The organism is Oscillibacter ruminantium GH1 (assembly GCF_000307265.1).
Taxonomy (GTDB): domain Bacteria; phylum Bacillota; class Clostridia; order Oscillospirales; family Oscillospiraceae; genus Oscillibacter; species Oscillibacter ruminantium.
On record NZ_DF158896.1, the window covers coordinates 22,685 to 43,543 of the forward strand.

Annotated in this window: 17 protein-coding genes, 1 tRNA gene and 1 pseudogene; 8 read left to right on the top strand and 11 right to left on the bottom strand. The window is 47.9% G+C overall.

Going from position 1 to position 20,859, the window contains the following annotated elements:
* Window positions 1-239: 239 nt before the first annotated feature.
* On the bottom strand, window positions 240-752 hold the full coding sequence (locus ON16_RS00235; protein ID WP_040658460.1) for a dihydrofolate reductase family protein: 513 nt from the start codon (window positions 750-752) through the stop codon (window positions 240-242).
* 153 nt (window positions 753-905) lie between these two features.
* Between ON16_RS00235 and ON16_RS00240 the strand changes: the two genes are divergently transcribed.
* The gene (locus tag ON16_RS00240) at window positions 906-2,729 is read left to right on the top strand and encodes a VirD4-like conjugal transfer protein, CD1115 family (RefSeq protein WP_040658461.1); all 1,824 of its coding nucleotides are present in this window, start codon (window positions 906-908) and stop codon (window positions 2,727-2,729) included.
* An 11-nt stretch (window positions 2,730-2,740) separates the two neighbouring features.
* Window positions 2,741-3,007, top strand: a complete 267-nt coding sequence (locus ON16_RS00245; RefSeq protein ID WP_040658462.1) for a helix-turn-helix domain-containing protein — start codon at window positions 2,741-2,743, stop codon at window positions 3,005-3,007.
* A 367-nt stretch (window positions 3,008-3,374) separates the two neighbouring features.
* Here the strand turns inward: ON16_RS00245 and phaZ are convergent, their stop codons facing one another.
* From phaZ to ON16_RS16305, 9 genes and pseudogenes are all read right to left on the bottom strand, one after another.
* Window positions 3,375-4,268: an intracellular short-chain-length polyhydroxyalkanoate depolymerase gene (gene phaZ / locus ON16_RS00250; RefSeq protein ID WP_040658463.1), complete on the bottom strand. Its 894-nt coding sequence runs from the start codon at window positions 4,266-4,268 to the stop codon at window positions 3,375-3,377.
* Window positions 4,269-4,280: 12 nt separating this feature from the next.
* Window positions 4,281-4,751 (bottom strand): GrpB family protein, encoded by a 471-nt coding sequence (locus tag ON16_RS00255; protein WP_243441733.1) that lies wholly within the window; start codon window positions 4,749-4,751, stop codon window positions 4,281-4,283.
* Between the two features lie 4 nt (window positions 4,752-4,755).
* Window positions 4,756-4,923 (bottom strand): annotated as a pseudogene (locus ON16_RS15245) (CatA-like O-acetyltransferase); the annotation flags it as partial.
* Window positions 4,924-4,971: 48 nt separating this feature from the next.
* Window positions 4,972-5,835, bottom strand: a complete 864-nt coding sequence (locus tag ON16_RS00260; protein WP_040658465.1) for an SDR family oxidoreductase — start codon at window positions 5,833-5,835, stop codon at window positions 4,972-4,974.
* A 144-nt stretch (window positions 5,836-5,979) separates the two neighbouring features.
* Window positions 5,980-7,209 (bottom strand): macrolide efflux MFS transporter Mef(B), encoded by a 1,230-nt coding sequence (mef(B), locus tag ON16_RS00265; RefSeq protein WP_040658466.1) that lies wholly within the window; start codon window positions 7,207-7,209, stop codon window positions 5,980-5,982.
* 257 nt (window positions 7,210-7,466) lie between these two features.
* Window positions 7,467-7,832 carry a DUF4180 domain-containing protein gene (locus ON16_RS00270; RefSeq protein ID WP_040658467.1) on the bottom strand — a complete coding sequence of 122 codons (366 nt, stop codon included), beginning with the start codon at window positions 7,830-7,832 and terminating at the stop codon, window positions 7,467-7,469.
* Window positions 7,833-7,881: 49 nt separating this feature from the next.
* Window positions 7,882-8,517, bottom strand: coding sequence for a Vat family streptogramin A O-acetyltransferase (locus ON16_RS00275; RefSeq protein WP_040658469.1), 636 nt, complete (start codon window positions 8,515-8,517; stop codon window positions 7,882-7,884).
* A gap of 26 nt (window positions 8,518-8,543) precedes the next feature.
* The gene (locus ON16_RS00280; RefSeq protein ID WP_040658473.1) at window positions 8,544-9,017 is read right to left on the bottom strand and encodes a flavodoxin; all 474 of its coding nucleotides are present in this window, start codon (window positions 9,015-9,017) and stop codon (window positions 8,544-8,546) included.
* A 66-nt stretch (window positions 9,018-9,083) separates the two neighbouring features.
* Window positions 9,084-10,082, bottom strand: a complete 999-nt coding sequence (locus ON16_RS16305) for a nucleotidyltransferase domain-containing protein (RefSeq protein WP_081579546.1) — start codon at window positions 10,080-10,082, stop codon at window positions 9,084-9,086.
* A 925-nt stretch (window positions 10,083-11,007) separates the two neighbouring features.
* On the opposite strand from ON16_RS16305, the gene ON16_RS00300 reads away from it, so the two are divergent.
* The 3 genes from ON16_RS00300 (at window position 11,008) to ON16_RS00310 (ending at window position 13,003) form a co-directional block, all read left to right on the top strand.
* Window positions 11,008-11,376, top strand: coding sequence for a type II toxin-antitoxin system PemK/MazF family toxin (locus ON16_RS00300; protein WP_081579547.1), 369 nt, complete (start codon window positions 11,008-11,010; stop codon window positions 11,374-11,376).
* Between the two features lie 12 nt (window positions 11,377-11,388).
* Window positions 11,389-11,607, top strand: a complete 219-nt coding sequence (locus ON16_RS00305) for a helix-turn-helix domain-containing protein (protein WP_040658478.1) — start codon at window positions 11,389-11,391, stop codon at window positions 11,605-11,607.
* A 148-nt stretch (window positions 11,608-11,755) separates the two neighbouring features.
* Entirely contained in the window at window positions 11,756-13,003 is a 1,248-nt protein-coding gene (locus ON16_RS00310; protein WP_040658479.1) for a tyrosine-type recombinase/integrase, read from the top strand.
* Between the two features lie 160 nt (window positions 13,004-13,163).
* On the opposite strand, the gene ON16_RS00315 is transcribed toward ON16_RS00310, so the two are convergent.
* Window positions 13,164-13,252 (bottom strand) — tRNA-Ser (locus ON16_RS00315).
* A gap of 608 nt (window positions 13,253-13,860) precedes the next feature.
* Between ON16_RS00315 and ON16_RS00320 the strand changes: the two genes are divergently transcribed.
* From ON16_RS00320 to ON16_RS00330, 3 genes are all read left to right on the top strand, one after another.
* Window positions 13,861-14,712 (top strand): GDSL-type esterase/lipase family protein, encoded by an 852-nt coding sequence (locus tag ON16_RS00320; protein ID WP_040658483.1) that lies wholly within the window; start codon window positions 13,861-13,863, stop codon window positions 14,710-14,712.
* 275 nt (window positions 14,713-14,987) lie between these two features.
* Window positions 14,988-17,186, top strand: a complete 2,199-nt coding sequence (locus tag ON16_RS00325) for a bifunctional diguanylate cyclase/phosphodiesterase (RefSeq protein WP_040658485.1) — start codon at window positions 14,988-14,990, stop codon at window positions 17,184-17,186.
* A gap of 92 nt (window positions 17,187-17,278) precedes the next feature.
* The gene (locus ON16_RS00330; protein WP_040658487.1) at window positions 17,279-20,857 is read left to right on the top strand and encodes a response regulator; all 3,579 of its coding nucleotides are present in this window, start codon (window positions 17,279-17,281) and stop codon (window positions 20,855-20,857) included.
* The last annotated feature ends 2 nt before the right edge of the window (window positions 20,858-20,859 follow it).

The window sequence follows — 20,859 nt, forward strand, 5'->3', positions numbered from 1 at the left end:
AGGACTGGAATGACGATTTGATAGAAGCGATACAGCAAAAGTCGAGTGGCTTTGAAATGCGGATGGCATAGCAAAAAGGAGCAGTCAAGAGTATTGACTGCTCCTAAAAAGTCTGACACTTACAGAAAAAGTTGCACTTGGCAGCTATGCTGATTATGAAAATTTGGCTTGCTCACCAGATCGCAGTTCATATGACCAGACTATGGTAAAGGCAATGGATTTTGAAAAGCTGTAACAAACTATATTTTACTATAAATTAATTCTGCAAATTGTCCGTATTGTTTAACTTCTTTCAAATAAAATCGCCTCAATACTTCTTTTTGTGAAAACAACGGTATTCCCTTCCCTAATAACACAGGGGCAATTTGTATTGTCATATTATCTACCATGTCATTATCTAACAGTGGGGCTAATATCGTGTTTCCTCCAATAATCCAAATATTTTTATCATTTTCTATTTGTTTTACAAATTTGACAACATCACAATTTATAGGAATAAATTCGCTGACTGATAATCTTTCAGCATGTGTAAAAACGTAATTTTTAGTAGTCGAATAAAGACTGCCTATATTCCCTGTGTTTTTAATTTCATTAAATGTTCTTTTGCCCATTATAGTAATATCCATGCTTTTATAAAAGTTTTCATAACCGGTTTCTTCTATTGCACCAGTTTGGTAAAGCCAGTCCAGGTTATGATTTTTGTCAGCAAGATAGCCATCCATAGTAATGCAGCCATAAAAAAATACACTCATTTTAAACCTCCTTTGAATAGTTCTTCTTTGCTTAAATGTCATATAAAAAAACTACACTTCAAATTCTTATTTATTGCTGCTCTATATGCTTCAACAAGCTACAACCGTTTAACCATTTTACCACCAAATTGACCGAAAAGAAAGGAGTCTTCCATGTCATCTCAAGTCTATACCCTAATCGCTGCGGCCGCCGTGATGTTTCTCGTCATCGGCGGTCTTTCTCTTTTGGCCCATTATTACACCCTCAACGGAATCAAGTCCCGCACGGTGGGTGACGGACAGCATGGTACGGCGCGGTTTTCCACCAAGCAGGAAATAAAAAGCATCTATAAGCACATCCCCTTTCAGCCGGAGCTGTGGCGGAAGGGAGAAACCCGCCCCGCTGTTTCAGATCAGGGTATCATCCTCGGCAGTATAGGTGCGAAGAACAAGGTCACGGCGCTGGTGGATACCGACGACATCCACTGCCTTATGATCGGCGCATCCGGCGTGGGCAAGACGGCATTTTTCCTGTACCCGAATCTGGAGTATGCCTGTGCCTCCGGCATGAGTTTTCTGACCACCGACACGAAAGGCGATCTTTACCGCAACTACGGCGCCATTGCCCGCGACCACTACGGCTACCATGTGGCGGTCATCGACCTTCGAAACCCCACCCGCTCAGACGGCAACAATATGCTCCATCTGGTGAACACCTACATGGATGCGTACCTTGCCGACGAAAATAACCTTGTAGCAAAGGCGAAAGCAGAGAAATACGCCAAGATTATCTCCAAAACCATCATCAACGCCAGTGGGGAGAATTACGGACAAAATCAGTTTTTTTATGATGCCGCTGAAGGACTCCTGTCCTCGGTGATTCTGCTGATTGCCGAGTATCTTCCTCCTACTGAGATAGATGGGAAAAAGGTAGACTGCCGTCATATCATCAGTGTGTTCAAATTAGTGCAGGACTTGCTGGCCCCCAGCAAGGTAAAGGGAAAAAGTCAGTTCCAGCTCCTCATGGATAAGCTCCCGTCCGACCACAAGGCCCGCTGGTTTGCAGGAGCCGCTCTCAACTCTGCGGAGCAGGCCATGGCATCGGTGCTCTCCACCGTGCTGTCCCGTCTGAATGCTTTTCTCGACTCCGAAATGGAGCAGATACTCTGCTTTGAAACAGCTATTGATGCGGAGAAATTCTGTAATGAAAAATCCGCACTGTTTATCGTGCTCCCCGAAGAAGATTTGACCAAGTATTTTATGGTCAGTCTTATGATCCAGCAGCTCTACCGGGAGATCCTCGCGGTTGCGGATGAAAACGGCGGCAAGCTGAAAAACCGCGTGATGTTTTACTGCGATGAGCTCGGAACGCTTCCGGCCATTGAATCGCTCGAATTAATTTTCAGTGCCTCACGCTCACGCCGGCTTGCGATGGTACCGATCATACAGTCCTTCGGTCAGCTCGAAAAGAATTACGGCAAAGAGGGTTCGGAAATCATCGTGGACAACTGCCAGGACACCATCTTCGGCGGCTTCGCTCCCAACAGTCAGACCGCCGAAGTGCTGAGTAAGGCATTGGGCAGCCGCACCGTCATGAGCGGCAGCGTAAGCAGGGGAAAGAATGATCCCAGCCAGTCCTTGCAGATGATGGAGCGTCCCCTCATGACGCCTGACGAACTCAAATCCATTCCCAAGGGTAACTTTGTTGTGATGAAAACCGGCACCCATCCCATGAGGACAAAGCTGCGGCTGTTCCTTGATTGGGGTATCCGTTTCGGAGAGCCCTATACCGTGGAGGAAAAAGCGCACCGAAAGGTGGTCTACGCCGATAAGCAGATGCTGGAGGAAAACATCGTCCGCAAGCACACGACCTGCCTTATGGTGGACGAAGAAACCGGGGAGATGCTGGAACCAACCACCGGAAGAGGAACCCTTCATACCCCGGTGGCAGAACCGTCTGAAAACACCATGCGCCGCCGCAATGTGCTCAAAACGTAAAGGAGGTTCCCATGAGCTACTTCAACCACATTTATACAGCCTCGCCCGATGAGCTTCCCCATCGGGCGAGAGCTGTCTATCTATACCTTTGTGACCGGGCAGGAAAAGGTAAGGACTGCTGGCCTGCGGTAAAAACGATTGCCTCCGACTTGCAGCTTTCCCGCAGTACCGTTAAACGCGCAATCCATGATCTGGTCAGAGCTGAGCTGATCGAAAAGGAGCCGCGCTACCGGGAGAATGGAAGCAACAGCTCCAACCGTCTCATTTTAAGAAAATAGCAGGGGATGGTAAAGCAAAAGGGCGGATTTCCCGCCAGGGAGGTATTCCGTTCTTCTGCTGAACCCAGGTGCGGTTCACCGTGAACCCACCAGAACCTCTCACTCTAACAAATTTTATTACAGAAAAAGAATAAAGTGTTGCTTTATATATTCTTGTGTAACACAAGAAACGCTATATTTGTAAACTACAAATTATTGTGGACAAGATGGAGTGAATATAGGTAATTTATTTATATTGTTCTTGTATATTCTGCATCTTGCGTATATTTTCCCGCATTTACAAAGGCTTTATAACTTCAACTTCTACACCAAGCCCCATAAATAATTTGGTACAGGCTCTAGCAATTTCATATATGCCTGAGCCGAATTATATTATGAAATTGCTGATCTTTTTCATCAGCAAATCAGGGCAATCAACTAAAGGAGAGTGTCCACTATCTTTAATAATCATCAACTCAGCTTTGTCTCCCAAAGCTTCAACAGTTTCTCTTACTGTAGCTTCTGGTATTATTATATCCTTTTCACTCCAAAAGCTCAGTACCGGAGCCTCTATTTCATTTATTCTGCAATCACCCGCTGAATATCCATTATGTTTATTTGACATGTTAAATAAGGCCAACGCCCAATAAATATCTACCAAGTTCCTCTGTTTTAAGGTTGCATTGATATACAGTTTATTATCTTCGGGTAAGGGTTTACGATTTGAATAAATGGCTCTATTCCATAAAATACTCATAGAGTCAAAATCCTTATTTTCAATTGCACGAAGGCAAGGAGCAACTTCCGGATCTTTGGCCATTTCTGTCCTGTCTTCATAAGTTTGCCCCATTAGTATTTCTCCTTGAGCATCTTTTTTAAACAGCGGACTTCCAGTGTAACCTACAGACTCTATCAGTACGATTTTTTTTACTATATCTGGATAATCGGCACCAAATTGCAAGCACACACTTCCTCCAGCAGACCACCCTAGCATTGTGAAATTCTTTAGTCCTAAATAATTCACAAATGCATATAGGTCGTCAGAAAGGTCTTTTATAGAATCTATTCTATTATTATAAGTGCTATCCCCAAATCCTCTCAAATCCACGATATAGGCTTTAAAATTTGGAGGCAGTCTTTCAGCTATGGGAAGCAAATGTAGTCCCGAGCACATATTTCCATGTACCAGAATCAAAATGTTATCCCCATTCCCGGCCTCTCTATAAGCCAATGTTTCTCCATTTTCCAACCTTAACTTTTTTATCTCTAAATTATTAATCATTCATTAGTCTCCTTAAGTGTTATTACCATTCGCTCGTTCCATGATTTCCTGTACTATTGATGTTTTGGCATTCGCATAGTGCTGAACATGCCGCCACTTATTTTCTGCCAAGCTTCGCTTGACTTGCGCATATTTCTCCCGGTCGGTTTCATTGGACCGTAACCAATCTCGAAAGCGCAACATTCTATTAATCTCAGATGTACCCGAACTGAACACATGCAGGTTGATGTCGGTATCGGGTCCTTTAAACAGACGATGCTCGAACCAGTCAGACTCCCGAATCCGCAACGTGTAGCCGGCTGCTTCCAATGCCGGGAGTTCAGGCCAACTTAGATCATATTCGGCAAGGGTGATAGGGGCGTTATGCGGTTTCAGCTCTCCAACCATGTTCTTTTGCAGTTCTTCATCGGTTGTAGGCATGGAGCTGTTACTATCTTGTTTTGATGGCATATGATCACTTCCTCGTTTCATAGTTAGCTTCATTTACCTACAGCCTCCATAGGCCATCGTCATTCGCTAATTCCTGGAACTCATCTATAAAACGACTTGCATGGAAACCGTCACAAACTGCATGGTGGACTTGCACTGAAAGGGGTAATAGTGTCTTTCCATCCTGTTCAAAATACTTGCCGAATGTAAAAATCGGACGCAAATAACTGCCATCCGTATAGTTTCGTCCTTGCCTCAAAACCCCTGTTTGGTATTATACTCCATATCTCTCCGGTGCAGGAATAGCCTTTTCTGATGCACGGCTAAGAGCTTCCCATTCTTCCCAAGTAGCCATCCGTGCTTTTAAGGTATCCAGTGCCAAATCGTAAACCATGCTACCAAGGATAAGCCGCAAAGGCGGATTATTGCTGGCTACTAATTTCATAAGGGCTTCCGCTGCCAAGGAAGGATCACTATCGATCGAATCTTCGGAATACTGTTTCGCCAGCTCATCGCGAAGTGTACCGTATGAATCTAATGGATTGCTGTAACTCATCGAAGTGTATAAATCTGTCCAGTATCCTCCTGGTTCCACCATAGTGAGTTTCACTCCGAAATGTTCCGCTTCTTTTGCTAAGGCTTCACTCATTCCTTCCAGCGCAAATTTACTTGCACTGTAAATACCAGACATCGGACCCGAGATAATAGCGCCAATGCTTGTAATCTGTATGATATGTCCAGAACGCTGCGACCTCAAATAGGGCATCACTGCCTGACAGACCCAAAGAGCTCCAAAAAAGTTTGTGTCCATTAGTTTCCGAGCATCGGATTCGTTTAGTTCTTCAATCATACCCATAGTCATGATACCCGCATTATTAACAACAATATCAAGCCTGCCGAAATGTTTAACTGCTGTTTCAACCGTAGAAAAAACAGCCTCCCTATCTGTAACATCGAGGCTTAATGGCAGCAAGGTTTCTGGATATGTTTCTTTTAGTTTCGCCAAATTATCAATCGTCCTTGCGACTGCAACAACTTTATCCCCGGCTTTCAAGGCGGCGCATGTAAAAGCATAGCCAAGCCCCTTGCTTGCTCCGGTAATAAACCATACTCGTTTATTTTCGCTATTAGGTGTCATAGATATTCTCCTTTACTATAATAGAAAGATTATTATAACCTGAGATTAATACTGTTAAATGCTGTGAACCCAGCAACTTTGAGCACTTTGTTTTGCACTCCAAGAAGCCCATCACTATAAATTATCGTCAACTACGTCCTCTTTTCAATCCGCTTGTGGTCTCATAGTTTCTTTGTCATAGCGCCGTGTCAGAAGGCGGCAGAGAATAGCGTCTGCCATCAGCACGACGCCTGACCAGAAAAACCATGTGTTTACACCTATAACCTCAACAACCGGACCCGCAACAAGTAAGCCTATCGGCATAGAAAGAGTCATGGCTGTCATCAAAAGGGAAAACACCTTGCCCATCATTTCAGGTGCAATGCTTTCTTGAACATAGGCCATAACAGGAACATTCATAAATGTGCCAGAGGCACCCAAGAAGAAGCAGCATATAGCAAAAATCCAAAAACCGCTTGTCGGTAACGCTCCGCTAATCAGTGTAGCCAGACCCATTAAGCCAATAGCTAAGGATGCCATGAAAAACCTCCTTTTCATGCCGCCCCATACACCAATAACCAAAGATGAAAGAAGCAATCCGGTTGCAAAGACAAATTCCACAATGCTATTGTGCCATGCTTCGCCCATAAAGTGGCTGCGTACCAGCAGAGGGAACAGAGAACCTAAGGGCATATAAAGTATGGTCATCAGCAGCATGGGGAAAAACACAGCCATTAAAGGCTTATTTGCTTTCATTGCGATAAAGCCCTGCTTCATGTCAGACAATACACTCATCTTCTCATTGGTTTGCGGAATGTCCGGAATTATAACAAATAGGAGGCAAACTATCGCAAAAGCGGCTCCCAGTATATCCACAATCATAATGGAGGAAATAGGTAGAAATGACATAAGCGCAGCACCCAACACAGGCCCCATCATGTTGGATATTGATTGGATCATATTTCCCCAGCCCCCTGCTTTGGTCAACATATCTGCTGGCACAAACATGGGTATCGCCGCTTGCATAGCTGGACCGTGAAAGGTATTCCCCAATCCACGCAAAAATAAAACAATGTAGATAAACCAAATAGGGGGTGTTTCCACAAGTAAAAATGCTGCACCAAGGATGATGCTGGATACAGCTACCAGACCGTCAGCTAAAATCATTACTGTTCGGCGGTTGTATCGGTCGATCCATACACCGGCAAAGGGTCCGATTAACATATTGGGGAGAAAGGCAACTAAGGATGCAATCGTCAAGGTGATTGCGGATTCAGTCTGGATGGTCAGCCACCAGATAACAGCGAACTGCACTGCGGCAGAACCCAAGATTGAAAAAGCCTGTCCTGTGTATATTACAACAAATTGTTTCTTCCAATTTTTTATTCTGTTCATTATAGAAATCTCCTTATATAAATTAAAAACGAACAACTGCCTAAGCGTTGTTCGTGCAGAAAGGCATAATTTTACAAGGAGATCTTCAAAAGCGAGGATATACTCATGTAAATATGTCTTTAAGCACAACAAATAAACCCTAAAAAGGGCAGTGCTTAAAAACTAAATTACATGAATATCAAATACATATTTCTACCCCGCTTTTACTTTGAATTATTATACTATATTTTAACTGCAATCTCAAGATATGAAACGGATTATGTTCTGCTCAATTTCTCAATAGCATCTTCTTCGGAAGACACAAAGAAGATATCTCTTCCTTTATTGCTTTCATATATAAAATCTTTCAGCGGCTTGCTTGTATAGCCGGAAAAGTCGCCAACAATCGCAAACTTAAATTGGTAATTGATAAACTTTTGTAAAATCTCACCGGCAATCTTCGTACTCAAAACAAAAAAGTCCGGGGTCACCGCATCTTTGTTCAATATAATGGAATGGCTTCCTGTTTCATAATTTACAGACATCATGAAATCCAGTGCGGACTGCACATCTGAAATACAAACCTCATCGCTGTTTACAATAGCTATTTCATTGCCGTTAGCCGTAATCTTCTTTATATCCATGATTAAATTGTCTCCTAAAAAGTGTGATTTATTGCGTTATCATAATAGGTTACTTGATTTCCTTTATTTTTGTCAGATCATCACTGCATAGGATTTCAAGATTCTCGAAAACCTTTTGAGCAGACCAATCCCACCATTTCAGCTTCAGCAGATAGCGGATGAGGTTGTCATCAAACCGCTTCCGAATGATTCTGATTGGATTGCCTCCGGCGATATAATAAGGTGGTATGTCCTTTGTTACAACGGAATTAGCTGCAATGATCGCCCCATCCCCAATATGCACTCCGGGCATAATCGTGACATTCTGCCCAATCCACACATCATTTCCGACAACGGTATCGCCTTTGAACGGTAGTTCTTCCAGCGTCGGTGTCACCTTTTCCCAACCGTGGCCCATGATGTTAAATGGGTAGGTGGTGACACTGCACATCCTGTGATTGGCACCGTTCATTACAAACTCGATACCTTTGGCAATGGCGCAGAATTTTCCGATTATGAGTTTGTCGCCTAAAAACTCATAATGATGCGTAACGTGCTCTTCAAACCGCCCCGCTCCGTTAATGTCGTCGTAATACGTGTAATCGCCGACGATGATATTGGAGCGAGTTATAACATTCTTGATATAGCATACGCTTTTTATTGTTTCATTTGGATAAAAGGCGTTAGGGTCGGGACCATATTGCATATAAGATACCTCCTTAAAATGGGATTTTATAATTCATATTCTATCATCTTAAGCCAATTCATGACCTCTTCCGATATGACAGTGCCATTTACAGCAATGCCGGGTAGTATTATTGACTTCGGGCACTCTTTTGCTATATCATTTGCAATTTGGCCGAATCCTCCACCACCGTGTGTGCAAAAGGGTATTATTGTTTTACCCGTAAAATCATTCAGTCTAAGGAAACTCATAACTGGCGGAGCTAAAGTTTTGAACCAGTTGGGTGATCCTATAAATACTGTTTCATAACCGTCTATTGGTTCATTTCCAGATATTAATTTTGGACAAAAGCCTCGAGAAATCTGATCCCTTAATTCTTTAGCAGCAGTATTATATTCAAAGGAATAATTCGTATCGGGAATCAATTCTCTTAATGTTCCACCTGTCTGTACTGCTATTTCCAATGCTAAATTCGCCGTATTATGAAAAAGTGAATAATAAACAATCAGTATATTATTCATTTATGTTACTCCCTTTCGGACATTAAAATTATCAATAGTGTTCAATCTAATGTGACTTATTCACCGTTATTCACCGAAGTGCAATAGAATATCCCGAGCGGATTGTTCCGGCGTCAGCTCTGAGTTGTCCAGCCAGAATCCGATTCTTGGGGTTTTTCTCATGAAATCCGCATGCAGAGCTTCTAGTGAAAAACCGGTATAGCCAGTTTTTCCTCGCATCTTTTCACGCTTTTTTACAGTCTCCACATCTGGACACAATACGATTACATGAACAGGGTAATTCTCTAACATCTTCAACATGCGGAGCAGTTCCTCACCATAGTAGTTGTCCTGCAAAACAACGGAAAAACCGCTGTCATAATAGGTTTTTGCCGTTTCAGCTGCCAAGCGGTAACGCAGATGCAGTTGTCGGATAGCTTCTTCGGAGGGCTGTACGGACATGTCAGCCCGTCCGGCAACAATCATTTTACGAAATATATCGCCCCGCAGATGCACTCCTTTTTCCATTTTTAAGGCAAGTAATTGAGCGACTGTAGATTTTCCGGACGCCATAACCCCGGTGATTAAATAGATTGCTCTCTTCAGCGCTTCAAGATTTTTCAGATCGATATGATCAACTTCCCTCAATTCATATCCACTATGAAAAATTTTCTGAGCCTCTGCCGAAATACATGGAATCACTCTACCTTCAAATATTGAAGAAGAAAACCATTTTGCTTCAAAATGATACCAGCCGCCTTGCAGATCAGCCTGCCTGGCACTTCCATCTTCATCTATTATTAAAGGGTGTATATCTATATAGCCAAGTTCCGGGTGATGCAGCTCAATGCGTGCAGGACTCCAATCAGTCGTGATTTTATATCCCTTATCTTTTAGTTCAGCCAATAAGGTTTCCTCAGATTCCCCATCGAAATCAACGTCTATATCTCTATGATCCCTATTTTGCTTTCCGGTCAGGATATCAACACCCCAACCACCATCAATCCAATATTTTATATTTAAATCTTCTAACAGATTTAAAACATCAAATAGGTTTTCTTTACTTGTTGTTTCATTGTTATTCATAAAATCTCCTTTCTCAAAGGTTTTTTTATTGTTAATTTTAGGCATACAAAACCTACATATAAACAGGCATTTGTATGGTAGTGGACAAGCTCATGTCACAGCGGCTTCGTCAATGCATAGCACAACTTTCCAAAGAGGAACAGAATCTGATTTTTTCCCTGTATTATCAAGGAAAAACGCAGATGGAGCTGGAGAGAGAAACCGGAATCAAGCAGCAGACCATCAGCTATCGGGACCGTCAGATTCGGCTGAAGCTAAAAAAAATGATGGAAAAGTAAAAATATTTTTTGTAGACCCCCTCACGAAACCGGATTAGTAGTGAGGGGGTTTTTCCCATTCCCTCAATCGTACTTTGAAAATTTCATATCCGATGACCTGAATACATTAGCTGACGGACCCTGAAAGGGAAAAGCGACCCCGGAGGATGCGCCAAGACCACCTGTAGGCAGGCAGCAAGAAAAGTGAAATCACTTATTTTTTTGTTCGCTCGTTTCTTTCTGCTCCTATCAAAGACGGCCAAATAAGGTGCAGAGCGGTACCCATCCGACCGGAAAACAGGCTGTGGCAGCCTGTCTCGCAATGACTCCGTCAGCCTATATTGATACTTCTGTCCAGTCACAGCCCCCCTGACCGGGGGATCACGCAATGAGGGCAGCCGGCAGAGATCCTGGCGGGGGTGAGATTCCCATGATGCGGTGAAGCCAGCCGCAGTTCAGGCCGTCGCCTTTATTGTGCAAAGCACCATATGCTCTGTACAGAGTGCTTGGGGAGTAGTGTCGAATTAAGCACCGTTATTACAGAAAAAAGACTTAATGTCAGAAGCGATGGGGATCGCTCTGCCAGCGGAAAAGCTCACAGTAGAGCGATCCCTATATTTGTGCCATTAAGAAAAGCAGAGGAAACTCAAACCAAGGAGGTGCAAAATTTGAACATGATAAAACAAGGAATCAGCCGCGGCGATATTTACTACGCCGATTTAAGCCCTGTTGTGGGCTGTGAGCAAGGGGGCATCCGTCCCGTACTTATATTGCAAAATGACATAGGCAACCGCCACAGTCCCACCACCATCGTCTGTGCCATCACCGGCAGACCCAAAAAACCTCTGCCCACCCATGCAACTATTACTGGAGCGGGCAGATTGTCCAGAGAGTCCTTTGCACTTCTGGAGCAGATACGCACCATTGATCGGACACGGCTTCGGGGCTGGATCGGCAGGTTGGATGAACAGGCTATGGAAGAAATCAACCAAGCACTTTCTATCAGCGTCGGACTAAGTCCGGCGCTTTTATTATGAGGGGGAATTTTTATGAACAACAAAACAATCATGTTTGAAAAATACCCCGACGTAGTCGAGGTAAATCAATTACGAGAAATGCTCGGCGGCATCAGCCGGAAACTGGCTTATAAATTGCTTTCGGAAAAAGAGATACATAGTGTTCGCATTGGACGAACCTATAAGATTCCCAAAGCATGCGTCATTGAATATTTGCTGAGTGAAGAAATGTGCCATATCAAGATTGGTTGATATGGTTTTTTGCTTATTATTGACCCAAAACCGTAGAAAAATCCGTTGGATTGCTTCCGCGTAAAACAGTAGCTATCCTATGCCTTCTGTGGTATTGTGATGTTGTCAATGGTAGGCAAATACGCTGTTATTTCAAAGGAGGATAACAATGATAACAGGCTGCCTACAGCAAAAGAACAATACTTATTACGCCGTCCTTTATATCAAAGTAGACGGAAAAAGAAAAACCAAGTGGATTCCCACCGGACTGCCGGTAGCGGGAACCAGCGACAGGAAAGCTAAGAAAGCCTTTGACCAAATCCGGTTGGAGTATGAACAGGAGCAGGAAGAAAAGGAGCGTCGCGAAGCCGAGGAACGAGCCAAAGAACTGATCGAGGGCAAACGAAATCCTCAAGCGGATGTATTGTTTACCGACTACCTTCAAAAATGGCTGATTCAAGCAAAGCCGACGATAGCCAAAACAACATTTAAAGGCTATCAAACCATGCTGGATGGTCGAATCAATCGGTACTTTATCGAGCTGGACATCACCTTGGGGGAGGTTACCCCACAGCATATTCAGGACTTCCATCAATCAATTTTTGATGAGGGCCACACACCGAACACGGTTATCCATTATCACGCAGTCCTCCGCAGAGCACTACAGAATGCGGTGAAAAAGGAGATCATCGACAGTAACCCTGCTGACCGGGTAGACAGACCAAAAAAGAATATATATCAGGCTCAGTTTTATTCCGCAGAGGAAATGATGGCACTGTTTGATGCGATATCAGATGATCCCTTGGAGATTTGTGTGAAGCTGGCAGCTTACTATGGTTTACGCCGAAGCGAAGTTCTCGGATTAAAGTGGGATGCGATCAACCTCGAACAAAAAACCATCTCCATCAAGCACAAGGTGATTGAGGACACGGTAGATGGCAAAACCATAACGGTCGGGGAAGATGTACTGAAAACCAAATCCAGCTTCCGCACCCTTCCGTTGCTGCCATCGGTGGAAAAGCTACTGCTTGCAGAAAAGGAAAAGCAGGAAATGTACAGAAAGCTATTCAAACGCTCTTACTGCCGGGATTATCTCGACTACATCTGCCTCGACCAAACAGGGAAGCTCATGCGCCCTAATTATGTAACGGATCACTTTAGCTGGGTGCTTGAAAAAACCGACCTCAAAAAAATCCGTTTCCACGATTTAAGACATTCCTGCGCCAGCTTACTGCTTGCAAATGGGATATCAATGAAACAAATCCAGATATGGCTGGGGCATAGCACCTTTTCGACCACAGCAGACATTTATTCTCACCTGGACTTCCACGCACAGATCGAATCCGGATTGGTTATGGATGGGATGTTTGAAAGAAACCGAGTGGCAGAACCTACTGGACTTGCAGCAATCAACTAATTTTCTACGGACTGCCTTATGGGAATACGGAAAAGCCTTATAGGGCAAGGGCTCAGGCATATCCGTTTTCTACACAAACAAAAAAACGCCCTCAAAAGAGAGCGTAGAAAAGGCAAAAAAATGGAGGGCCTGTTGCGGACATTGACCGCAAACAGGCCCCTGGCGGAGGCGGTGAGATTCGAACTCACGTGCCCGTGAGGACAACCTGATTTCGAGTCAGGCTCGTTATGACCACTTCGATACGCCTCCATATTTATTTTAATACACCAAGCCCCGCGTAGAAGTCAAGGCAAAGTGTAGAAAAACCGTAGAAATCGCTAAAAAGCTAATTTTTTGAAATCCCGCAAAACCGCATAAACTCAAGGGTTTCCTGCATTTTCAAGGCAACTGACCGAGTGGATTTCGAGTCAGTCCCGTTATGACCACTTCGATACCGCTCCATATTTAGTTGACTTGCGCGGCGGGAAAGTGCCGCATCGGAAAGAAGCGTCGTTATAACCGTCCCAATATGTCCCAAAATGGCTGCGACGGCGGCAACTTTAAAAAATCCACGACAGATGCTTTGCAATATAAACATTAGGATAGTATTATGGCACATTTTTTAGAAAGTTGCAAGTCCCTCCGTTCGTATTCGAAAAATTCTACGAAATAAAAACGGCGTTTTACGGCGGGGCGGGAACCGTCGCCGCACGTACTGCAAGAGCAAAAAAGGGGAGGGTGGTTAAGACCACCAATTGATGTAACTTTTTCCATTTTATTTGTCATTATTTTTAACCAATTTGTCTTCACTTTTTCCTTCTTTTCCACGTCTTATTATTATAAAATAAAAGATACGACCACGCAAAGGAGAGAATGATATGGCGGGAAAGCGAGAAAGAAGGAAAAGAAGAAGGGCGGGGGGCGGTATCCTGCTGGCGCTGTGTTTGGTACTGGGGCTCACGGTCACAACTCTGTTGACACCCACTCTGGATGCTCCCATGGCGTCCGTTGTCGCGGCGGCGGCTCAGGTCTGTTCTGAGCCGGAGGCACTGCCGGACGATTGGGAGGATAACGTTGCCGTGCCGCTGGATTTGCCGCCTGAGGAGGATACTCCCGAGATAGTGGAACCGGTTAAACCGGAGCCAAAGGCCGTTCCTGTTCAGGAAACTGATTTTTCAGACGCGGCCTTTGTGGGGGATTCCCGAACAGAGGGTTTTCATCTTTACAGCGGTCTGAAAGAGGGGACCTATTTTTACGCGGTGGGCGCCACCGTACAGACGGTGATGGAAAAAGCCACACAGGACGGACCCAACGGAAAGGAGACGATTCTGGACGCTCTTTCCGGCGGGACCTACGGAAAGATTTACATCATGCTTGGGATCAACGAGCTGGGCTGGTACCGCACGGAGGCTTTTACCAATCAGTATGCCAAAGTCATCCACCGTATCCGTGCCGACCATCCGGAGGCAAAACTGGTCATCCAGTCCCTGCCTCCCGTCAGCGCAGAGCAGGACCAGAAGCACAGCTATGTGAACAACACCCGCATCATTTTGTTCAACCAGCTGCTGGAGGAGGTGGCGGGCGAAGAGGACTGCATTTTTCTGGATGTAGCTTCCGCCGTGGCAGATGAAAACGGAGTGTTGCCCAAGAATCTTACCACGGATGGGGTTCATTTGAATGCTGCCGGATGCAAAAAGTGGCTGGAATATCTGCGGGCCAACCCCGTTTAACATAACGTGCCGCCTCATTTTCAAGTCTTGCTTGAAAATGAGGCGGCACGTTGCGCATGGGGACAAAGTGCGGGAGAAAATGCCGGAAAGCGTTGTAATTTCAACGCAGGGACTATATAATATATCATAAATTCCAGACATAATATATTCTGCCGCTGTCATCTTTCGCGGCGGGGCTGAATTTGGATGCTTCGGCGGGAAACGCCCGAATGTGCGGACAGCTGGTGGTTCCATCAGCCACAGACCATGCAGACGGACGAGGGAGGGGAAAGCGAATGAATACAAGGCGCAAGATTTTGGTGGTGGAAGACAATATCGCCAATCGCCTGACACTCTGCAAAATCCTCTCGCAGGATTATGAAACGCTGGAGGCTGCCAACGGGCAGGAAGCACTGGATCTATTAAACAGGGAGGATCAGGACGTCTCTTTGATCTTCCTTGACATCCAGATGCCGGTGATGGACGGCTACACTTTTTTGCAAAAGCTGCAAACCGACCGGATTCTCTCTGCAATTCCCGTCATCGTTGCAACCCAGAGCGACGGGGAAGAAGACGAGGTGGAGGCGCTGGCCCATGGGGCCACAGACTTTATCACAAAGCCCTATAAGCCCGCTGTGATTCTGCATCGGGCCGCCAGCATCATCTCTCTGCGGGAGACGGCGGCGCTGATGAACCAGATGGAATACGACCGACTCACCGGAGTGTACAGTCAGGCGTTTTTTTACCAGCGGGTACGGCAGGCGCTCCGGCAGAATCCGAACACGCAGTATGATCTGCTCTGCGCCAATGCGGAGAATTTCAAATTTGTCAACGAGGTGTTCGGTCTGGCTGTGGGCGATCAGGTGCTGCGCCTGATGGCCCGGGAAATGCAGAGCGGTTTGCCCGGAGGAAATTTGTGCGGACGGCTGCGGGCGGATATTTTTGTGTGTATGATTGAGCGGGGCAGCTTTGATCTGGCACCCGCCCTGGCCCGCGCCACAGAGCGGATTCGCTGTGAGTCCGGCGTCAGCGGGTTTTTCATGAAGTGGGGCGTTTACGCAGTCAACGACGTTCGGCTGCCGGTGGAGCAGATGTGCGACCGAGCGCTGCTGGCGTGCGATTCCATTAAGGGGCAATATGCGCAGACCGTGGCGTTTTACAACGATGGGCTGCGTCAGGATCGTCTGCGAGAAAAGGCCATGGCGGACAGTATGGAGTCCGCACTGAACGCGCGGCAGTTTGAAGTTTATTATCAGCCGAAATGCAACCTGCGCAACAGCCGCATCTGCGGTGCGGAGGCGCTGGTCCGATGGAACCACCCCACCATGGGGACAATTTCCCCCGAAAAGTTTATGCCGCTTTTTGAGCGGAACGGCTTTATTACCCGGCTGGATCAGTATGTCTGGGAAGAGGTGGCCGTCACCATACACGACTGGGATCTGCGGGGCCTTCCGCTGGTTCCCATCTCCGTCAACGTCTCCCGCGCGGACATCTACAATGCCGACTTGGAGACAGTTCTGGTGGATATTCGGCGGCGACACCAGATCAAGCCCTCCCTATTGCATTTGGAGATTACGGAGACGGCCTATACGGAAAACCACCAGCAGCTGTGCGACGTGGTGGCCAAGCTCCGCCGCGCGGGCTTTATCATTGAAATGGATGATTTCGGCAGCGGCTATTCCTCGCTCAACATGCTCAACGAACTGCCTATTGACATTTTAAAGCTGGATTTGAAGTTTTTGCAGGAGGGGCAGGAGCGCAACAAGCGCCGCAGCATCCTCAGCTTTGTGGTGAGCCTTGCCCGGTGGCTGGACCTGCAGGTGATTGCCGAGGGCGTGGAGACGTTGGAGCAGGTGGAAAAGCTGCGGAGCGTGGGCTGCAATTTTGGGCAGGGATACTATTTCTCTCAGCCGCTCCCCCAGCGGGAGTTTGAGCGGTTCCTTCAGGATGTGGACGATTTTGAGGAGAAAAATGAACTGAAGGATGACGATATTCTGGAAAAAACGCGATTGCTTGAGGCTGCGGCCTATCAGGACTACCTTACCGGACTTTTGAACCGGCGGGGCTTGAATCATGCGATGGATCAGATAGATTTGGATCAGGCGAATGCCACAATTTTTATTTTTGACATGGATAATCTCAAGCGCTGCAACGATTCCAAGGGTCATGCCGGCGGCGACGAGATGCTGCGGCAGTTCAGCTGCGTACTCCGGTCCCACACCCGCAGCGGCGACATTCTCTCCCGCATCGGCGGGGATGAATTTGTGGCGGTGATTCTGCAAATGAACGTGGTGGAGACTGCGCTGCGAAAAGGGCAGGAGATTTGTCAGGCATTTCGCGACACCGATTTGAGCAAGGCGGGGGGATGTGCCGCATCTTGCTCGGCGGGCCTTGCAATTATGCAAAGGGGCGAATCTTTTGAAAATGCGTTTGCCCGCGCGGACCGGGCGCTCTATCGCGCAAAACGCAATCAAAAGGGCGTCTGCTTTATCTGAACCATTCCTCGGAGCGCACTTTGCGCAATCAGTGCGCAGACAGAGAGGGGCAAAGCCGCATTTGCGGCTTTGCAAGAGAGGAGATACCGCCAATGAAAGAGAGCAAAGAAGCGATTGGGCAGGTACAGGAGTTTTTGCGGATTTGGTTTGGCCGCCGTGATCCAGAGGCTGCGGAGCAGTATCTTTCCGGCGATATTTATATGATCGGAACAGGCGGCGGCGAAATTGCCAGCGGGCTTGCCGCCATGCGAGACTATCTGATGAAGGACTCCCGGGAACAGCCCGAGCCGTTTCGCATCGTCTTTCTTCATCCGCAGGAGCAGAGGATGAATGCCGACTGCGCCTGTGTGAGTATGGAGTTTCTTCTCCAGAACAAGCAGTACAGCTGGCGGCTGCGAACCTCTATGCTTCTGCGGATGGAAAACGACCTCTGGCGAATCTGCCATATCCATGCGTCTGAGGCCGCCGGCAATCAGCGCGGCGAGGAGCACTATCCCCAGACGCTGGTGATGGAAAATCTAAACCGCCAGCGCAACGAGCTTTTGGACGAGGCCACCGCCGGAGGCATGGTGGGCGCTTACCATGAGCCGGACTTTCCGTTCTACTATATCAACCAGCGCATGCTGGACTATCTGGGCTATGCAAGCGAGTCGGAATTTGTCTCCGATATCTCCGGCTCACTTGGGAACTGTATGCACCCGGATGACCGGACGGAAATGCTGCGTCAGGTAGAGGAGCAGATTGCCGCCAAAGGCGAATACACAATTGAATACCGGATGCGCAAGAAAAACGGCGAATATATTTGGGTTCACGACATTGGCCGCAGCGTGACGGCGGAAAACGGAAGGGCCGCAATCATCTCCGTCTGCGTGGATATCACTGCGCTGCATGCGGCACAGGAGGAACGCCGCCAGCTTCTGAACACCATCCCCGGGGCCCTGCTGCGCTGCCGCTATGCGGAGGGCTTGGAGGTTTTGGAAACCAGCGACGTGCTGTATGACATCACTGGGTATACCGGCGAAAAATTTGCGCTGATGGGCAATCGTCTTCTGGCATTGATGGAGCCGGAAGACGCTGAAAAGGTTCTTCCCGCGTTCCAAGCGCAGCTGGCCGGAGGGTCCGGTTCCGTATATGTGGAATGCCGGCTGATCCGCTGGGATGGCACGGTGATTTGGATTGGCCTGCGGGGCCACCTCACCGGCGGCGTGGACGGGGACGATCCGATTCTTTTCTGTGTCCTCACAAATACCACCGAGCAGGTGGAGGAGCGCAGCCGCATCCGCGCCCGCTTTCAGCGGGAATCCGAATATGCCACAGAACTGGCGGCCCCCAATCTGATTGCCAAGGGGCAGGCGGATTTGACCATGGATGTCTTTGAGTCTTATTCTGGTCTGGGCGGCTCTGCGGTGGAGTCGTACTTCACCTCTACAAGCGTGGATGAGGCGCTGCGTTACATTGCGCAAAGCGCCTTCTCCCAAGAGGATGTGGACAGGTTTTTGAATCGATTTTCCCGTCGGCACCTCATGGACGCCAATGCCCGCGGCGAGACGGATCACAGTCTGGAATTTCGCCGCAGATGGGCCGATGGAAGAACGATCTGGTGCCGGACGGTGGCCCGCACCTACCTCACACCGGAGACGAATCACCTGACGCTGTTTCTTTACAGCTTTGATATCACGGAGGAGTGGCTTTCTCGGCGGCTGCTGGAGCGGGCGTCCACCATGGACTTTGATTTTCTGATGGACGTGGATATTCTGAACGACCACTATCGTATTGCCGCGCAGGGCGCACCGGACTTTGCCAACGTGCCTGCCGCGGGCAGCTTCCGCGATGAGTGCCTCAACGTGTTGACCGCCGCAATTCCGGAGCCGTTTTGCGCGGAGTTTTTCAAACAGCTGAACTTTGAAAATATTCAAGCCAGACTGGAAAAGGACGCGTCCTATTCCTTCACGGTGCCCAATCGCGCGGGCGGGCGGCTGCGGTATAAAAAATTCAGCCTTGCCTACATCGACCAGATTACGGGCCATGTCTGCCTGAGCCGCATGGATATCACCGATATCATTGAACAGGAACAGCGCCAGAGGGAGGCGCTGCTGACCGCCTTGCAGGCGGCGGAGCAGGCCAACGTGGCCAAAAGCGATTTCCTCTCCCGCATGAGCCACGAGATTCGTACGCCTCTGAATGCCATCATCGGGATGACCACCATTGCCGCCGGAGCGGGAGACAATCGGCAGGAGGTGGCGGACTGCCTGCATAAGATCGGCGTTTCCTCCCGGTTTCTGCTGGCACTGATTAACGATATTTTGGACATGAGCCGCATTGAAAGCGGGAAAATGCTGCTCAAGAGCGCGCCGTTTTCCTTAGAACGCATGATTTCCTCCGTTACCGATATGATCCGGGCACAGGCGAATCAAAAGGGTGTGGAGTTTAAATGTATCATGAGCGCGGGACTGGGAGATCGTTTCGTGGGTGACGAGATGAAGCTCCAGCAGGTGCTCATCAACATCCTGTCCAACGCTGTGAAATTTACCGCAGGCGGCGGAAAAGTCACTTTTTCGGCCGCCCACATCCAGCACGCGAAAAGCACCGCCACCCTGCGCTTTATCATCACGGATACGGGGATCGGCATTGCACCGACCTTTCTCCCAAAAATTTTTGATCCTTTTATGCAGGAGAGCGGCGGCCCCACCACGACTTACGGCGGCACAGGACTGGGCCTTGCCATTTCAAAGAATATTGTGGACATGATGAACGGGCACATTACCGTCCGTTCCATTCAAAATGTGGGTTCTGAATTCACGGTGGACGTAAGGCTGGAGACAGGGGCGGAGGAGACGCGCCGATGCGGAAAGCCCATCCGCTACGAGGAGATGCGGGTTCTGGTGGTGGATGACGACGCCGCCGTTTGCCAGAATACCGTTCAGATTCTGCGGGAGATTGGCGCGACCGCCGAGGGCGTGGACAGCGGCGCGCAGGCCATTGAACGGGTGCGGCAGATGCATGAAGACAGCCAGCATTTTGACGCCGTGATTCTTGACTGGAAAATGCCGAAGATGAACGGCATTGAAACGGCCCGGCATCTCAGAACCATCGCGGGACCGGAGATCACCATTATGATCATAACGGCCTATGATTGCAGCGGCATTGAGGAAGAGGCCCATGCCGCCGGCGTAGATCTGCTGATCGGAAAACCCCTGTTTCGGTCCACGCTGGAGTCCGCCTTCGAGCGGATTTATTCCGGGAAGGCAGGGCTGGGAACAGAATCCAGCCCCAAAACTTACGATTTCAAGGGACGGCGCATTCTGCTGGCTGAGGATCATCCCCTGAATACGGAGATTGCCGTCAAACTTTTGCAGCGAGTTGGATTTCAAGTGGATACCGCTGAAAATGGACTCCGGGCGCTGGAACTCTATCGGGAATCTGATCTGAATTATTACGACGCGGTGTTGATGGATATTCGAATGCCCTTGATGGACGGGCTTTCCGCGGCGGCGGCCATCCGCAATCTCAACCGTCCGGACGCTGCGCTGACGCCCATTATCGCCATGACCGCCAATGCCTTTGAAGACGATGTGCAAAAGAGCTTGGCGGCGGGAATGAACGCGCACCTTGCCAAACCCATCGAGCCGGAGGTGCTGTACCGCGCGCTGCACGAATTTGTCATTGCGTGAAA

Bases quoted from the DNA above. Each gene is read 5' to 3' on its own strand.
- ON16_RS00245 (WP_040658462.1), top strand. From the start codon at position 2,741: ATGAGCTACTTCAACCACATTTATACAGCCTCGCCCGATGAGCTTCCC.
- ON16_RS00270 (WP_040658467.1), bottom strand. From the start codon at position 7,832: ATGGATATAAAGAAGATTACGGCTAACGGCAATGAAATAGCTATTGTA.
- ON16_RS00275 (WP_040658469.1), bottom strand. From the start codon at position 8,517: ATGCAATATGGTCCCGACCCTAACGCCTTTTATCCAAATGAAACAATA.
- phaZ (WP_040658463.1), bottom strand. From the start codon at position 4,268: ATGATTAATAATTTAGAGATAAAAAAGTTAAGGTTGGAAAATGGAGAA.
- ON16_RS00280 (WP_040658473.1), bottom strand. From the start codon at position 9,017: ATGAATAATATACTGATTGTTTATTATTCACTTTTTCATAATACGGCG.
- ON16_RS00305 (WP_040658478.1), top strand. From the start codon at position 11,389: ATGAACAACAAAACAATCATGTTTGAAAAATACCCCGACGTAGTCGAG.
- ON16_RS00240 (WP_040658461.1), top strand. From the start codon at position 906: ATGTCATCTCAAGTCTATACCCTAATCGCTGCGGCCGCCGTGATGTTT.
- ON16_RS00260 (WP_040658465.1), bottom strand. From the start codon at position 5,835: ATGACACCTAATAGCGAAAATAAACGAGTATGGTTTATTACCGGAGCA.
- ON16_RS00255 (WP_243441733.1), bottom strand. From the start codon at position 4,751: ATGAAGCTAACTATGAAACGAGGAAGTGATCATATGCCATCAAAACAA.
- ON16_RS00325 (WP_040658485.1), top strand. From the start codon at position 14,988: ATGAATACAAGGCGCAAGATTTTGGTGGTGGAAGACAATATCGCCAAT.
- ON16_RS00310 (WP_040658479.1), top strand. From the start codon at position 11,756: ATGATAACAGGCTGCCTACAGCAAAAGAACAATACTTATTACGCCGTC.
- ON16_RS00235 (WP_040658460.1), bottom strand. From the start codon at position 752: ATGAGTGTATTTTTTTATGGCTGCATTACTATGGATGGCTATCTTGCT.
- ON16_RS00320 (WP_040658483.1), top strand. From the start codon at position 13,861: ATGGCGGGAAAGCGAGAAAGAAGGAAAAGAAGAAGGGCGGGGGGCGGT.
- ON16_RS16305 (WP_081579546.1), bottom strand. From the start codon at position 10,082: ATGAATAACAATGAAACAACAAGTAAAGAAAACCTATTTGATGTTTTA.
- ON16_RS00330 (WP_040658487.1), top strand. From the start codon at position 17,279: ATGAAAGAGAGCAAAGAAGCGATTGGGCAGGTACAGGAGTTTTTGCGG.